The sequence below is a fragment of the Marinoscillum sp. HNIBRBA16962 genome (assembly GCF_057801515.1).
In genome coordinates, this window is record NZ_CM173603.1 from 138,405 (window position 1) to 155,516 (window position 17,112).

The following is a 17,112-nucleotide window of genomic DNA, read 5'->3' on the forward strand; positions in this document are numbered from 1 at the left end:
TTATGGATATTAAAGCAATCATACCTTATCAAAAAGTTTTATTGAAGGTATGTTTTCAGCTACCTTTAAACACCAAACTTTACAACATCAAAGACAACCATGCATCCGGAACTTTTTACGATAGGAGACTTTACCGTTCACACTTACGGGTTTATGATCATGCTCGGAGCAGTAATGGGCTATTTCTACATGGCCACTACAGCCAAAAGGGAGCTAAATATCTCAGCTGATAAGATCCAAAACCTGGCGATCATTGTCATTGTGACGGCTTTTGTCGGAGGTAAGTTTTTCTTTTACCTGGAAGATCCCGGCTATTACTTCAGCCCCATGTCCAACATGTTTGAGAATTTCCGGACAGGCTTTGTTTTTTATGGGTCTTTGCTTTTTGCCATTCCGGCTACTATCTGGTACTTCCGTAAAAACAAATGGCCTGTATGGCCGATGTTGGACCGGATAGCGATCTCAGCTTGTATCATTCATGTGTTTGGGAGGATGGGGTGTTTCTTTGCCGGTTGCTGCTACGGTAAACCAACGGACAGCTTTCTTGGAATCACATTTACGGACCCTGCAACACAGGCAGAACCGTTAAATACACCCTTGCACCCGACACAACTTTATTCTGTGTTTTTGATCCTGTCGATTCTGGTGATCCTGCTGATGTTTAAGCGACACAAACGATTCGAAGGTCAGCTATTCTTTATTTACATCATGCTCTATGCAGCAGGCCGGTCGGTCATTGAGATCTTCCGGGGAGATGGCCGAAGAGGTTTCATCATTGAGGATGTGCTTTCCCACTCGCAGTTTATCTCCATTTTCGTTATTGCAGGAGCTTTGTGGGCTTATTTTTACTTATACCGAAAGCAACAGCGCAGGTTAAAAGGAGATTAGTGCTTTAAACTTCGTCCGGAAACTTTGGGAATATTAAGCCAGGGCTCTATTCACTCCCTCCGGTCCGGCTAAAGCCTGACCTAAGGAGACCGGATCGAAAACGCTTTTCCATTATTTATTCCATCTAACTTCAGGTTTCAAAATGTGCTTTTTGCCATTGCAAGCTAGCTGTGTAACGTTACTTGCTAAATCTCTTAAAATTCGGATTTTTGACCTTTATCGTAAGCGCTTTAGGCAGAATAGAGAATTCAAAGGGCGGATTCCCAAAATACTCGCCATCAATGTGAGCGGCTATAGCTGGATTGGCTTCCACCCTTACACTATTCGTCTGGTAGAAATCTACAGCTTTCAGCAGCCCGTGTGTCCCATCCTGGAGACGGTGGATATTGAGAAACCGTTTCAAACCGGAAAGTGCTTTCACTTCACATACCTCCAGCTTACCATCCTGCAGATCGGCATCAGGAGTTAGCTTAAAGCCTCCTCCAAAAGTGGATCCGTTACCTACGCAGAGGAGGATCAGGTTGTTTTTTAGCTTTTGATCAGCTATTTGGTAGTTGAAAAGCCGTGGCTTATAAGTAGCCAAGATGCGAAGCACGTAATAATAATATTTCGTCGCACCACGAAGAAATGATTTGCGCCGGAGCATATCTGCCACTATCTGCCCATCAAAGCCCATCCCCACACCGTTTACAAACTTTCTGCCATTGCATATCCCCAGGTCTACTTGAATAGTTTTCCCTTTAGCAATGACCTGCAGGTGGTCTTCCAGGCAATCACCTATATTGATCATTTTCACAAAATCATTGCCGCTGCCAGTAGGTATGATGCTGATGGGCACCTCGTATTTCAGACCATTCACACATTCATTGATGGTACCATCACCGCCCAAAATGACCAGGTCGGTATATGAAGGATCAAAATTTTCTTCTACAGTTTTCCAGCCATTGTGGCTTTTGGAAGTAAGAAAGACTTCAAACTTATAATTTTTAGCTACGGCAAAATCCATAAGTTCTCTTAGAACAGATTCCAGCTTTCTGATATCAGAGGCGGGATTAGCTACAATGAAAAGTTTTTTACTCAAATTTTTTACAATTAAAAAAGCCCTAAAACGGCAGATTTTCAAGGTCTACGTTACCGCCTGTAAGGATAATACCCACATGTTTTCCGGCAAAATCTTTTTTTCGTTTTAGCAATGCTGCGAATGGAACCGCGCAGGAGGGCTCAATGATGATCTTCATACGTTCCCAGATGGTTCGCATGGCCTGAATTATTTCTTTCTCGGTGACTGTAATGACCTCCTTCACATGTGTCTGTATAATCTCAAAGTTTCGCCTCCCTACAGTCACCTTTAAGCCATCTGCAATGGTATCAGAGTTTTGGACGGGCAGGATCTTTCCGGCTTTGAGGGATCGGTACGTATCGTCTACCTTTTCAGGTTCACCTAGGATTACTTCTATGTTTGGGTCGAGGTATTTAGCTGCCAATGCCGTACCTGCAGCTAATCCTCCACCACCTACTGGTGTCATAATGGTGTTTAGGTGCTCTACTGTTTCGATAAGCTCTTTTGCAGCAGTGGCTTGTCCGGCTATGATCCGGTAATCATCGAAAGGGGGCACAAAAATAGCCCCGGTTTTTTGAATGACTTCAACACACGCTGTGACCCGCGCTGATTCCGTAGGCTCACACATGATGAGTTCAGCGCCATAGCCCTTTACCGCATTGATTTTGACGGAAGTTGCATTTTCAGGCATCACTACATAGGCTTTGCTTCCGGCTAGTTTTGCAGCAAGCGCTACTGCCTGCGCATGGTTCCCGGATGAATGTGTGGCAAAACCATTTTCCCGCTCCTCCGGTCGAAAACCCATGATCATGTTGGAGGCTCCGCGCATCTTGAAGGCGCCCACCTTTTGAAAGTTTTCACATTTAAAATACACATGGCACCCGCACATCTCATCGATGGAGTGTGAAGTCATGACCGGTGTATCCAGCACGATCTTTGAGATCCGCTGGTGTGCTCTTCTGATATCACTGAAAGAAGGTATAGATTCCATAGAGGATTTAGACATTAATGTGCCTCCAGCCAGTTAGCGCCATGACCCATTCCTATTTCCATGGGCACGTCCAGCTTGATAGCTGTTTTCATAAATTCGTTGACGTTTTTGGTCAGCAGGTCTAGCTCACTCTCATGAGCATCAAAGACCAATTCATCATGTACCTGCATGACCATTTTTGATTTGAGTTTTTCTTTTTTCATCCAGTCGTGGACTTTGATCATGGCTACCTTGATCATATCAGCAGCGCTACCCTGAATGGGGGCATTGATGGCGTTGCGTTCTGCAAAACCCCGCATGGTAAAGTTCCTGGAATTGATGTTTGACAAATATCTTCGGCGACCCAGAATGGTTTCTACGTACTGCTGCTTACGTGCCTTTTCGATGATGCCGTCCATGTACTCTTTCACTTTTGGAAACTCCCGGAAATAAGCATCAATGATCTCGCCTGCTTCAGTACGCGGGATGTTCAGGTTTTGGGACAGGCCAAACGCCGAGATGCCATAGATAATTCCGAAGTTTACTTCTTTGGCTTTGCGTCGCATTCCGGGATCTACCTCGTCCAATGGCACTTTGAAAACCTTGCTGGCTGTATTGGCATGAATGTCTACGCCATCTTTGAAAGACTGCACCATACTCTCATCTCCTGAGAAAGCGGCCATGATCCGCAACTCTATCTGCGAGTAGTCTGCTGAAAGAATTCTGAAATCACCGCTACGTGACACAAATGCTTTTCTGATCTCTCTGCCCTTTTCGGTGCGGATCGGAATATTCTGGAGGTTTGGATTGTTGGAGCTTAACCGACCTGTAGCAGCAATGGTTTGCCGGTAGTCCGTATGAATTCTGCCATCCACCGGACTCACCATTTTAGGTAAGGCATCCACATAGGTGGATTTTAGCTTCTGGTATTCCCGAAATTCCAGGATCTTGGAGGCGATCTCATGGTCGTTTGCCAGGCGGGAGAGAATATCTTCTCCGGTAGCATATTGTCCTGACTTGGTTTTTTTGGGTTTTTCGATCAGCTTGAGCTTATCAAAAAGGATCTCACCAAGCTGCTTGGGCGAGCCGATGTTGAATTCCTGTCCGGCTATGTCAAAGATTTCGCCCTGTACTCTGCGGCTTTCACCCTCCAGTTCTTTCGACATCACCTTCAGGGTTTCTTCGTTTACTTTTACCCCTTCGTATTCCATGTCTGCCAGCACAAAAGACAGAGGCTCCTCAACTTCATGCAACAGCTTGCCAAGGTTAAACTCTTTGATCTCGGGCTCCAGTTTGGATTTCAGCTGGAGGGTGATGTCAGCATCTTCACAGGCGTATTTGGTGACTTCTTCCGGGTCTATTTCGCGAATGTTTTTGGCCTTCTTGCCCGTCCCCACCAGTTCGCTAAAAGGAATTGGTTTGTAATCCAGATATTGTTCTGCCAGTACGTCCATGCTGTGACCGGTTTCCGGGTCGATCAGGTAGTGAGCCAACATGGTGTCAAAGATCCGGCCCTTTACGGTGATGCCGTAGTTCCGTAATACCTGAATGTCGTACTTCAGGTTCTGCCCGACCTTTCCGATTTTTTCGTTCTCAAACAGGGATTTGAATTCCTCTGAAATTTTCCGGGCTTCTTTTTCATCCTCCGGGAAAGAGACGTAGAAAGCCTCCTGCTTTTTGATGCTGAATGCTATACCCACCAGCCTGGCTTCTACCGGCTCCAGGCTGGTAGTTTCGGTATCAAAGCAAAATTCTTTCTCTTTAACAAGCTCATCAATCAGGGATTTACGGTCCTTTTCAGAAGCTACAAGTTGGTAGGTCACCTTTTTTTCATCGAGGCCTGCTTTGCTCGATTTCACCTCCCGGGCAGAGGTGTCGTCACCAAACAATCCCAGCTGACCGTTTTGCGTTTCTGCAGCAGTGTCTCCAAAGACTCGTTTGGCAATGGTCCGGAACTCCAGCTCGTTGAAAAGGGCTGTAAGTTTTTCCTTATCAGGATCTTTGGACTTCAGAAGCTCCTCATCAAACTCTATAGGAGATTCGGTATTGATGGTGGCCAGCTTTTTAGAAAAAATTCCCTGCTCTCCATTCTCCTCTATTTTCTTTTTGAGCGCTCCTTTAAACTGGTCCACATTGGCGACAATATTTTCTACTGAGCCGTACTCTTTGAGCAATTTGGAGGCTGTTTTGTCGCCTATTCCCGGGATGCCCGGGATGTTATCTACAGAATCTCCTTTGAGTCCCAAAACGTCAATGACCTGCTCCACTTTTTCAATGTCAAATTTTTTGAGCACCTCAGGTATCCCCAGGATATCTACCGAGTTGCCCATATATGCCGGCTTATAGAGGAAGATGTTTTCTTCCACCAGCTGAGCGAAATCTTTATCCGGGGTCATCATGTACACCTCAAAACCCGCTTTGGAAGCTTTTTTTGCCAGGGTGCCGATCAGGTCATCAGCTTCATATCCGTCTTTTTCGAGGACCGGAATGTTAAACCCCTCCAGCAGTTTTTTACAGTATGGTATGGCATCCCTGATCTCTTCCGGCTGGGCTTGTCTGGTAGCCTTGTATTCTTTGTATTCTTCATGGCGGAAGGTAGGGGCGTTTGTATCAAATGCTACACCAATGTGGCTTGGCTTTTCTTTGGTTACAATTTCCAGGAAGGAGTTTGTAAAACCCATAATTGCTCCTGTGTAAACCCCTTTTGAATTTTTAATGGGAGTAGGGTTTCGACTCAGTGCAAAATGCGCCCGGTAGATGAGCGCCATTGCATCGAGCAGGAATAGTTTCTTCTTTTCACTCATGTGGGTAAAGTTAAGCTAACCCACCCTGAAATGGGCATGATGCTCTTCCCAAATTATTGAGTATTACCGGGACGCGCAGTCCAACCTGCCAGCAGTAGCCACTTTCGGACTCTTACACTAATGCTCCTTGCTTCGCCGAAGCTACCATCGGCCGCCAGAGGCTTACCGACGGCACGGCGCGCGAAGGCACAGTCAGGCCACGAATGCCTGGCTGGCCGGGCCTCAATGCGCTCATCAGCCTGTTTGGAGACAACTCCAACAGGGGCATCGGATGTGCGGTCCGTCGCCCTGGTCGGTCACAATTAAAATTCCGCGCCAAAAGCCAAAGGCTAAGAGCTAAAAGCTAATTTTTCAACACGTGAATAAGCCGGAAAATTATCTGCGAGCCATGATAAAATCATACATGACTTTGTATGCATTGGTGGCCGCTTCTTCATTATATACCGGGTTGCTGGGATTGGCAAAGCCATGACCAGCATCGTATGATTTCAACGTAAGTTGCTGATCCGTTTTGCTCATTTTTTCCTTGAATTTTTCAGCAACTTCCGGTGTGATCCAGTTGTCCTGCTCAGCAAAAATACCCAGCACATCACATTGCAATGTTTTCAGGCGATCAAGGTCTTGCTCGGGCATTCCATAAAACATCACTGCTCCGCTGGCCTGGTCTCCCATTTCTATGGCCGCCTGTAGCGACCATCCACCTCCAAAGCACCAGCCTACGGTGTAGATCTTTGCATCTTTTCCCGCAAATTTTTTAGCGGCATTGATGATAGCCAGGGCACGTTCGGTTTTTACTCCCTGCATCAGCTCCCTTGCTTTGTCGCCGGTTTCTGCTACACCTCCATCATATAGGTCCAGGGCAATGACGTTCATTTCGTTGAAGCGCTCAGCAAATTTTTCTGATTCGTTTTTCACATAAGCATTCAGTCCATACCATTCGTGGATCACAAATAAATACTCATTTGAAGGCTTCGGAGATTTAACAAAATAGGCATTAGCATCTTCGCCTCCTTCTACGGGGTAGGTGATCATTTCACCTGAGCCCTGGAAATTCTCAAATGGCTCGGGATCCAGGTGGATGTTCAAAAAGTCATTATCATCCGCAAGATTTGCAAACTTTTGGGTAGTTAGATGGCATTTGGCCAGGTTGTTATCCAGGTAGGCTGTCTTCCCGGACTCTTCTTCATTGGTATGGAGCCATACCAGGGAAGCTATTACTAATAATGGGATTGAAAAGATTTTCAGTTTCATAGCAAAAAGGTTTTGGTTGTAATCTACAAGCTCAAAAACCCTCCGATTGTTTTGACTCAGGGAGCCAGAGGCAATCTTATGATAAACTTTGCACCCTTTTTGTGCTTTACATCCAGCTGGATACTTCCACCATGTTTTTTGAGGATTCCGTATGAAATGTATAGACCCAGACCCGTACCAGCACCTTCTCTTTTGGTAGTATAAAATGGCTCAAAAATGTGGGATCTGATCTTGGGAGGTATGCCCGGACCATTATCTTCTACCTGTACTTCAGCATTTTTCTTATTTCTAAGGGCCGTAATCACTATTTTCGGATTTCGTTTACGCGAAACCGCATCAATTGCATTCTTAAACACGTTGAGAAGGACCTGATTGAGTTCAATTACACTTCCTGTAATTTTCAGGTCATCTTTTATGACGAGGGACATTTCTACATTCACATTGGCTTTTTGTACAAGTATTGTGGTTCGCTTAATTACCTCTACCAGGTTTATTTCCTTTTCTTTATCGTCTTTGGAGCCCGGGTCGATCCTGAGGAGGTTTTCGATAATACTGTTGGCCTGAGTTGATCCTTCTTCTATATTATTCAGCAAGGTGTGAATTTCCTCTAAGAGGAACTGATTCTGGGTTGCAAGCTTTTCACCAATGGATTGCCTGAGCTCATCCACATCACGTTTGATAGGGTGTATGTTGCCACCTATAAAATTCAGCGGATTATTAAGCTCATGAGCAAGCCCGGCAGTCAACCTGCCAATGGAAGCCATCTTTTCTGACTCGATCAGTTTCCGCTGCGTGGACTTCAGCTCTTTGATGATCTTTTCTTTTTCTTTGACGGATTTCGCGAGCTCTTTATTCAGAAAACCCAGCTCCTGGTTTTGCTGCAGGACGATCCTCCTTTCTTTGTCAAATTCAGATTTGAGGTAGAGAATGATCAGCAACACGCTGAAAAGAACAACCAAAAAATCATAAGGGAGCGTTTCATAATCTCCAGCGGATGTACGAACCCAATCGGTATTCATCTGAAGGACAACGAGGGTCACCATGGAGATAAAGGTGATTATGACCAGTGGGATTCTGAGTTTTTGCGGGGCCAGCAAAATAGTAACGATTCCGGTAGCTGCTGCACCGATGGCTGTAGGTCCGAGAAAACCGCTTAGCCAAAACCAAAAGAAAACCAGGATAACGTTTACCAGTATTATCAGTGGGATACGCACCTGGTTAAATAGCCTTTTGAATTTTGACAGGTAATAAAAAAACCCACACAATAAAAAAACACCGAATTCGATGATGGAAAGCAGTGTAATCCCGTAGAGGATAAGCCCCTGAAGCATACCATGGGCCATTACTGCCATGATCATCAGACAGATAAGCTCAAAGAGGGTTTTCTCCAGCCGGTCGGGCTGGGATCTTATGTCCGGGTTTTTGTTCATGAAGGCGGCGAATAAAAAAGGGGGCCAAGACCCCCAAAAATAAAAACTTATCGGTTATTTAGATACCCACCATTACAAAGGCCCCCCAGTAATATGGGGATTTCCATTTCTCTTTCAGCTTTTTCTGAGCGGTGATAAATGCCTCCTGTTTGGTAGCGCCATTCAGCCACTCTTCATAGAAGATGGTCATCAGCTCCTGTGTAGCATTATCATCCACAGTCCACATAGACATGATAATGGACTCGGCTCCAGCTATCTGGAAGGCTCTTTGCAAACCAAATACTCCTTCGCCATTTTGCACTTCGCCAAGCCCTGTTTCGCAAGCTGAAAGTACTACCAGGGCGGTGTTGTCCAGTCTGAGGTTCATGGCTTCATAAGCAGTAAGGATACCATCCTCCCTAAAATCGATTTTGTCAGAGATCTCACCATCACGAATAAAGCTGTTTGCTCCGGCAAGGATCAGGCCTGACCGCAGCAGTGGGTTTTCCACATATTCGTCAGCCTGTATTTCGCTATCATTAGCACTGGCGCTTTCCAGGAAAAACCCATGTGTGGCTATGTGCAAGGTTCTGGGGTTAGCAATTTGCTTGAGACTATCCTCGAGGGCATTGTCGCTCAGGTAAGTAACAACTGATTCATTGTTTTTTTGGTACAGACTATCTATCAGGTTCACTTCTTTTTTGGTGCCGGGAAGCAAGGCCAGAAGCTGATTGGATCTCATGTATCGAAGCAGGTTTCCCCGCAAGCCTCTTGGTATAGACCCACCTCTGCTCAAAGCTTGCAGTTCTCCGGGTTCTCCGCGAGTACCTCTGGCACCCCTTACTCCTCCGCGTGTACCCCTGCCGCGATCCTCTGCCGCCGCAGAAGTAATGTCCGATGCAGCATTACCTTCCGACTCATTGGCTGCATCGTCTATTTTTCCAAGGTTATAGTTAGGATATCCAAACAGATAGGATTTTGCTCCGGGAGAAGCTTCCGTTTGGGCGAAAGCTACCAGGTCTTTCGTATTGGTGACCAGCTGGATCTCCAGCTCATCTAAGGTGAAGTTTCCGGTGGCTGGATTTCTTAACGTATAAATGCTGATCTGATTAAAGACACCATCAGGTGAGAAGTACACCTTTTTTATTCCTTTCAGCCGGTTGGCGATGGGTCGCCAAAACAGCCTGTAAGAGTAGTCCTCATCAATTTTATATTTGATAGCATTTCGATAATTAGACAGATAGCGGGTTTCCATGAGCTTACCGTTTCTCATGATCACCAGTTCAGGATAATCCTCCGTATCATGTCTTACGATTAGTGCACCATAGTATACCTCGTCGGTAAAAACCCCGGCTGAGTCAGGACTGAAATCTCTAAAGCGGATCATTTCTACAGCCGCTTCACCTGGTTTAAGCTTTGCCTGAACATCTTTCCAGGTGTAGTCTTTCTTAGCAAAGGTTTTCGCAAATTCAGCGGAAGCAAGACTGAGCTCCTTTTCCAGGTTATTGGAGACTTCATTAAGCGAGTCAATTTTTTTATTTCGCTCTTTTAAGGGGATGTCTGTGGCACTGAATAGCTGGGCCAGCTGTTCTTTTTGCTCAATCCAGCTTTCATATTTATTAATAAGCGAGCTGTCTCCACTGTTAAGAATAGACTCTCTCACTTTGCTCGTTGCATAAAGGATTAGCCCCTTGGTGGCCAATTGGTAGTTGTACATTTCACCGATCAGCTCTTTGTCTTCCCCTTTATTTTCCACGATGAAGGAATTGAATGCTTCGAAAGTCGGCTTCAGCCGGCTGTAATAAAACTTGGATTTCTCTTCTTCACTCAGGATCGGGAAGTAGTTGTTGATCTGAGTGAAATAGTTGTCAAAAGTGCTTTGATAGTAGGCTAGTGCATGATCGAGGTTATTCTTTTTCCAATGATAGACAGCAAGCTGTTTGGTAGAAAGCGCATAGAATGGATGTGTTTCGCCCAGACTTTTCTTCCTGATTTCTAGAGCCTCCTCAAGGTATTGACCGGCTTTATCCAGATCACCAAGGCGCATGTAGGTTTTGGCAGCATTGGCCAGGTTAGTAGCATACTCCCAATGCTCTTCACCATAAAGGTTTTTAAAAATATTGACGAGCAGCTCAGCATAATCCGAAGCTTCACGATAATTGTCTACAGCCGTATGGTATCTCAATAAACCGGCTATGGTCCGGCCATACTCGGGCGATTCTTTTTCTCCGAGGGCCTCAAAAGTCTGTTTGGCTGATGAAAAATACCTTTCTGCCTGGACATATTGATTTAGCTCCATGTAGATCTGACCGATCACTAAAGAAGTAGTGGCAACATAATAGGATTCTTCTCCAAAGCTTTCTTTATCTGCTGCAAGTACTTCCTGGTAGATCTCCAGAGCGTCTCTATAGCGTCCCAGTTCGTAATATACCTGGGCCAGATTAAAGCGAACACCGGAATAGCTGTCTTCATCAGCATCCAGGCGGTCAAGAACAGAGAGGGATTCAAGGTATACTTCTTCAGCCAGCGGGTACCGGCTTTGGTTGGTGTATAAGAGACCCAGTGCGTTCATAACATACACATACTCCAGGCTTGGGTAGTAACCGGACTCTTCCAGTGTTTCCAGTGCGTTCAGGTAATTCTTTTCTGCCTTGCTAAACTCACCACGAATTTCATTGTAGTCTCCCAGAAACCGGAGCCTCATGGCATCTTCATAGGTGTTTCGTTTGATGTATCTCCTGTTCCTTTTCAGGAGCTCTTCTCCTTTTTCCGGTTCGCCGGTTAATGTATAGTGGTCGGCCAGGGCCAGTACGTTGGTTACGTAATCCTCACTTTTCTTGCCCTCTTCGGGTACCATCTTGATGAGGTCGAGGTAGAGTTTTTCAGCTTTTTGGTAATTCCCGGCCTCAGCGCTTATCGCTGCATACGTGTAGACGAGGCTTTCCATATCAAAGTCATAGCGACCCTCGGCTTCCAGGCTGGTCCTGAGATCATACTCCTTACCATAGTAATCCAGGCTGGTTTGCAGATCTCCCAGCTCATAATAGTAGGCCTCACCAAGGAACGAGTACATCAAAGCAGAAAGTGAATCCTGCTTTGCTTCAAAAGATGACAGGATTACATCCTCCCGATCCAGAATGGTGGCATAATCGTAATTCGCGTAAGCCTCCTCTAGCTTCAGATAGAGTTTTTCGGCTTTCTTACTTTCAAAAGGATACTGCGCCTGAGCAGCTCCGAAAGTTGCTAATACCAGAAGTAATGCTATATAAAAACGAGCCATGGCGGAATTAAATTTTTTTAATATGAAATATAAAATAACTAATATTTTTTGATGTTAGCAAAATTCCATCAAATCTAATCGACGAGCGCCTATCGTAATGTAGTAAAATACCTTGATGCATGGAGAAGCATACCTTACAGCGGTAAGTCCTTTATATGACCGGTAATTATACGCTGAATATTCGGACGTTTTTGGGTTTTTGGTCTCGCCACTTTATCTGTAGAGGTCTCCTGACAGACCTTTGAAATATCAGCAGGTCTACTTAAAATTTGTTTTTTGTCAAGAGTAAGTTGTACTTTTGTTTCTTTTCAAAAACACTTTTTCTCCATGAAAAGACGGAGTTCACCGAAAAATTCTGGGAGTAAGTAGAGATTTTTACATATTTTTAAATTGCCAAGATTAGTTTTTTAAGTCAAACACACACTCAGCCTGGACAAGACTTAAATTTTTAAAAACTAATTGAAACCACTATGACCTTTGCGCTGCGCATCATGGGTATGATTGCTTTTTTAGCAATCTGTTCCCTCAATGCCTATTCTCAAAATTCTATGGGAATCGGAACCGAAACACCAAATCCCAATGCTGTACTTGAATTGGTGTCCCCTACGGGGAATCAGGGCTTTTTAGTACCCAGATACACCACCGCTGAACGCACAGCTGCTACGTTTACCTCAAACCTCACCGATGCAGATAATGGGCTGATGGTCTTTGATACGGACGATGGTAATTTTTATTTCTGGTTTAGTGGCTCGTGGCAGGTAGTAACCAATGTGGGTGGAGCAGGAGATATGCTGCAAAGTGTCTATGATATCAATGCAGATGGAATGGCCGATAGTGCGGCTTATGCTTTTGATGCCGGGACTGTCTCCGGCTTAACCGTAGAAACTTCCGTGCCCGCCGGGGCTATTTTTACCGATAGCCAGGATGCACTTTCTGTTTCATATGATCCGATCTCTTCGGGGCTGACAGCCTCAGATGTACAAGGAGCAATTGATGAGCTGGATGCGGTACTGGATGCGAATGCCGGGGGGGATATGTTGCAAGCTGTTTATGATATCAATGCAGATGGAATAGCCGATAGTGCGGCATACGCTTTTGATGCCGGGACTGTCTCCGGCTTAACCGTAGAAACTTCCGTGCCCGCCGGGGCTATTTTTACCGATAGCCAGGATGCACTATCTGTTTCATATGATCCGATCTCTTCGGGGCTGGCAGCCTCAGATGTACAAGGAGCGATTGACGAAATTGCCATGACCGGAGGTGATATGCTCCAGTCGGTTTATGATGCCGATGGTAACAATGTGGTGGATGATGCTCAAATGGTAAACGGTCTTACTGTGCAGACGGCTGTTCCAGCGGGAGCAGTCTTTACGGACTCTCAGAATGCGTTGGAGGTTCCTTATGATGGAACAACCTCGGGGCTTGTTTCCACAGATTTGCAAAATGCCATTGATGAACTTGCTTTGTCGGCTGGAGGAGGCGATATGCTTCAGGCAACTTATGATATCGATGGCAATAGCATCGTAGATATCGCGGAAGCAGCGGATAGCCTTTCTACGAACTTTATTGATGGGGTCACCCTTGCTTACAATGTTGGGGGTTTTCTGGAGATAAGGGATAATGCCATAGGGACTTCAAAAATCGCAAGCGGTGCGGTTACTTCAGATAAGCTTTCTTTTCTAGGGTCCGAAGGTCAGCCATTGGTTTATGCCAGTGGAAGCTGGCAGCCTGCTGCTGTTGACTGGTTATATATAGCAAATGTGCCTGCAGACCTGGCTGACGGTGATGACGTAGGCATAACGGATCTTACCTCCTTCACAACCGATGATCTGGTGCAGGGCAGTACCAATCTTTACTATTCCGATGCTGCTGTGACTTCTTTGCTGGGGGCAACATCAGTGGGTGTTCTCAGTGATGTAAATATTGTGAGTCCGGTTTTAGGGCAGGTGCTGCAATATGATGGAGCGGACTGGGTAGCTGGGACGGTAAGCAGCACTGTAAGCGTAGATGGCACAACCATTCTGGGAGATGGAGATGTGACTCCCTTAGCGATTGGCACGGTAGACCCGACCTCTATCAGCACTTTTGGAGCTGTGACGGGAGATGTTTTGACTTATGACGGAATAGACTGGATAGCGACTGCACCGGTAGCAGGTGTCATAACGGATGGTACTACTATATTAGGAGATGGCGAAGGGACGCCATTGTCGATAGGTACAGTTGATCCCACATTGCTCAGCACAGCTGGAGCGGTAAGTGGCGATGTATTGACTTATGATGGAATAGACTGGATAGCGACAGCACCAGTAGCAGGTGTCATAACGGATGGTACTACTATATTGGGAGATGGCGAAGGGACGCCATTGTCGATAGGTACAGTTGATCCCACATTGCTCAGCACAGCTGGAGCGGTAAGTGGCGATGTATTGACTTATGATGGAATAGACTGGATAGCGACAGCACCAGTAGCAGGTGTCATAACGGATGGTACTACTATATTGGGAGATGGCGAAGGGACGCCATTGTCGATAGGTACAGTTGAACCCACATCGCTCAGCACAGCTGGAGCGGTAAGTGGCGATGTATTGACTTATGATGGAATAGACTGGATAGCGACTGCACCGGTAGCAGGTGTCATAACGGATGGTACTACTATATTGGGAGATGGCGAAGGGACGCCATTGTCGATAGGTACAGTTGATCCCACATTGCTCAGCACAGCTGGAGCGGTAAGTGGCGATGTATTGACTTATGATGGAATAGACTGGATAGCGACAGCACCAGTAGCAGGTGTCATAACGGATGGTACTACTATATTGGGAGATGGCGAAGGGACGCCATTGTCGATAGGAACAGTTGAACCCACATCGCTCAGCACAGCTGGAGCGGTAAACGGGGATGTGTTGACTTATGATGGAATAGACTGGATAGCGACCGCTCCGGTAACTGGTGTGTCAGTGGATGGGTCAACCATATTAGGAGATGGAGATGTAACTCCTTTGTCAGTGAATACTGGTATAGGTGCGAATCTCATTCCGCAATTTGATGGTGTTGGTGATATTGATCTTGGAACAGGAACAGTGACTGCCTCCTTTTTCTCAGGTGATGGATCAGGTTTAACGGGGGTAACAGCAACGACTTTATCGGGGTCTTTAAGTGGAGATGTGACCGGAACGCAAAGTGCTACCGTAGTAAGTTCAGTAGGTGGAGAGACTGCCGCCAATGTGGCATCAGCCACTGCAACCGTCAATGGTGCGCCGGCATTGGATACCGATGCATCGGATGACCTTACAGCATCTAGCACTCCCGCTGCAGGTGATATTTCAGGTGATTATGCTACAGGCTTCGTGCTGAATGCTGGTTCCGTCTCTGGTGGCGTTGGTGGAGTAATAGCGGATGGCACTATAGATAATAATGATATTGCTGCTGGAGCAGGTATTGATGGAACCAAGATCAATACCAATTTTGGAGCCCTTTCGATTAGCACTACAGGCACAGTTTCTGCTGATGCCGGTTCATTTTCCAATGGTATCCAGGTAACGGGAGGAACCTCCAATTTTGGAGGAGGGAATGTTTCAATAGATGCAGTAGCTGGTAATATTTCATTGAATGGGCAGTTTACCGGAGCTATTGTATATGATAATGTAGCCTCTACACTTGCTGCCACTGAAGTGGGAGCAGCCATCGATGAGCTGGACACCAAGATTGAGAATGTCGGTTCTATTTCAGGATCTTCAGTGGCAATTGGTAGTAATGCCGGCGCTGCGAACACGGCTAATTTTAATGCTTTCTTTGGTGAATTGGCAGGACAAAGCAATACAACTGGACCAAACAATACTTTTATCGGATATAATGCAGGTGCTGCAAATGTTGGGGATGGTTCTAATACTTTCGTAGGTTCCGATGCGGGCGGGCTTAGTACGGGAATACGAAATACCTTCATCGGGAATGGTACCGGAGAAAATAATTCAGGAGCAAACAATACAGCCCTGGGTTACCTGGCCGGTTCCTCTACAACTGCGAATGCAAATACGATGATAGGAAGCAACTCAGGAGTGAATACCACAGCTGGATTTAATACCTTTCTTGGATATAATACGGGGTTCTCAACAATTAGCGGAAGTAACAACGTTTTTATAGGCAATAATTCCGGAGATACGAATGTTGGAGGCTCTAACAATACTTTTGTTGGCTCATCAGCCGGAACAGCTCTTTCCAGTGGTAACAGTAATGTTTTGATAGGATCAGGAACAGGTTCTTCTCTGGTTACAGGTACTGGTAACATCTTGATTGGATCCAATGCGGATGTTGCAGACGGAAGTACCAATGCTACTGCTATTGGAACGGGAGCAGTAGTAAGTCAGGACAACTCAATTGTTTTGGGAGCTTCAGGGACATTTGTGGGTATTGGATTATCTGCTCCCACTGTGGCACTGGATGTGAATGGTGATGTAAAGTCCAACAACTTTGAAACAGCAGGAACCTCAGTTTTTGCCGGACCTTCAGTAGGTAATAGCGGAACAGGTAATACCTTTATAGGCTACCAGGCTGGATTGTCTTCCACATCGGGTTCCAACACATTAATAGGTTCTGGCGCCGGAAGTTCTATTTCCAGCGGGGGATTCAATGTTCTATTAGGAGCATCATCGGGAGGAACTATTACCACTACATCCGGAAATGTATTACTTGGTTATGGTGCAGACGTAGGATCTGCATCCGTTCAGAATTCAGTAGCAATAGGGTATCAATCTACGGTATCGATAGGTAATGCAATTGTACTAGGTCGTACGGGTTCTAACACGGCAAATGTGGGAATAGGTACAGCTTCTCCTTCCACCAACCTAAACATTGTATCAGGTTTTGCATCTACCAGCCCGGAGCTTTTGATAGAAGACAATAACGCATCTGTCTCATCGGATGCAGCTATCGGCTTTAGAAATAATGACGGTATTGTAACGCAAAATTTCTCAGTAGGAATAGATGCAGACAGCCAGAATTTTAAAGTCAGTGAATCCAATGCACTTGGTACAAATGATCGACTGATTATAGAAACAGGTACAGGTAATGTGGGAATAGGTCAAACTGTACCTTTATCAGCACTTGATGTAAATGGGGATATAAATGCTAGTGGAAGCATTACCACAGCATCTACGGGATCATCTAATATGGTACCAATCGGTATGGCTTCTATTTTAACTAATGGGGCCGTAGGTGGAGGGACACCAAATTTGTCCTGTACTTATGTTAGTGCTGGGGTTTATGATATTAGCATAGGTACGGAGGATTTTTCTGTGGCCTTAAGCAGCTATGTTATTCAAGTTACACTCAATGGGACAATTGGTTTTGTCACTTACGGTGATAATGGATCCGGGGCTTTAAGAGTTTCAACCTTCGGTACTGATTCAACAGCTGCTGACAGAGCTTTTAGCATTACAGTATTTAAACTTTAA

8 protein-coding genes are annotated in these 17,112 nt (G+C 45.5%); 2 read left to right on the top strand and 6 right to left on the bottom strand.

From position 1 onward, the window contains the following. Nucleotides 1-99: 99 nt before the first annotated feature. Nucleotides 100-888 carry a prolipoprotein diacylglyceryl transferase gene (gene lgt / locus AC3E9V_RS00675; protein ID WP_488751252.1) on the top strand — a complete coding sequence of 263 codons (789 nt, stop codon included), beginning with the start codon at nucleotides 100-102 and terminating at the stop codon, nucleotides 886-888. A gap of 178 nt (nucleotides 889-1,066) precedes the next feature. On the opposite strand, the gene AC3E9V_RS00680 is transcribed toward lgt, so the two are convergent. The 6 genes from AC3E9V_RS00680 to AC3E9V_RS00705 all read right to left on the bottom strand — a co-directional run bounded on the left by AC3E9V_RS00680 (nucleotide 1,067) and on the right by AC3E9V_RS00705 (nucleotide 11,662). Next, complete coding sequence (locus tag AC3E9V_RS00680; protein WP_488751253.1) at nucleotides 1,067-1,969, bottom strand: diacylglycerol/lipid kinase family protein; 903 nt, start codon at nucleotides 1,967-1,969, stop codon at nucleotides 1,067-1,069. A gap of 22 nt (nucleotides 1,970-1,991) precedes the next feature. Then, nucleotides 1,992-2,939, bottom strand: coding sequence for a threonine ammonia-lyase (locus AC3E9V_RS00685; protein WP_488751254.1), 948 nt, complete (start codon nucleotides 2,937-2,939; stop codon nucleotides 1,992-1,994). Between the two features lie 14 nt (nucleotides 2,940-2,953). Further along, nucleotides 2,954-5,722 carry a DNA polymerase I gene (gene polA / locus AC3E9V_RS00690; protein ID WP_488751255.1) on the bottom strand — a complete coding sequence of 923 codons (2,769 nt, stop codon included), beginning with the start codon at nucleotides 5,720-5,722 and terminating at the stop codon, nucleotides 2,954-2,956. A gap of 375 nt (nucleotides 5,723-6,097) precedes the next feature. Next, nucleotides 6,098-6,973 carry a dienelactone hydrolase family protein gene (locus AC3E9V_RS00695; RefSeq protein ID WP_488751256.1) on the bottom strand — a complete coding sequence of 292 codons (876 nt, stop codon included), beginning with the start codon at nucleotides 6,971-6,973 and terminating at the stop codon, nucleotides 6,098-6,100. A gap of 56 nt (nucleotides 6,974-7,029) precedes the next feature. Beyond that, nucleotides 7,030-8,403, bottom strand: a complete 1,374-nt coding sequence (locus AC3E9V_RS00700) for a sensor histidine kinase (protein WP_488751257.1) — start codon at nucleotides 8,401-8,403, stop codon at nucleotides 7,030-7,032. Between the two features lie 58 nt (nucleotides 8,404-8,461). After that, nucleotides 8,462-11,662: a CHAT domain-containing protein gene (locus tag AC3E9V_RS00705; protein ID WP_488751258.1), complete on the bottom strand. Its 3,201-nt coding sequence runs from the start codon at nucleotides 11,660-11,662 to the stop codon at nucleotides 8,462-8,464. A gap of 548 nt (nucleotides 11,663-12,210) precedes the next feature. Here AC3E9V_RS00705 and AC3E9V_RS00710 point away from each other — a divergent pair. After that, nucleotides 12,211-17,112: a beta strand repeat-containing protein gene (locus tag AC3E9V_RS00710; RefSeq protein ID WP_488751259.1), complete on the top strand. Its 4,902-nt coding sequence runs from the start codon at nucleotides 12,211-12,213 to the stop codon at nucleotides 17,110-17,112.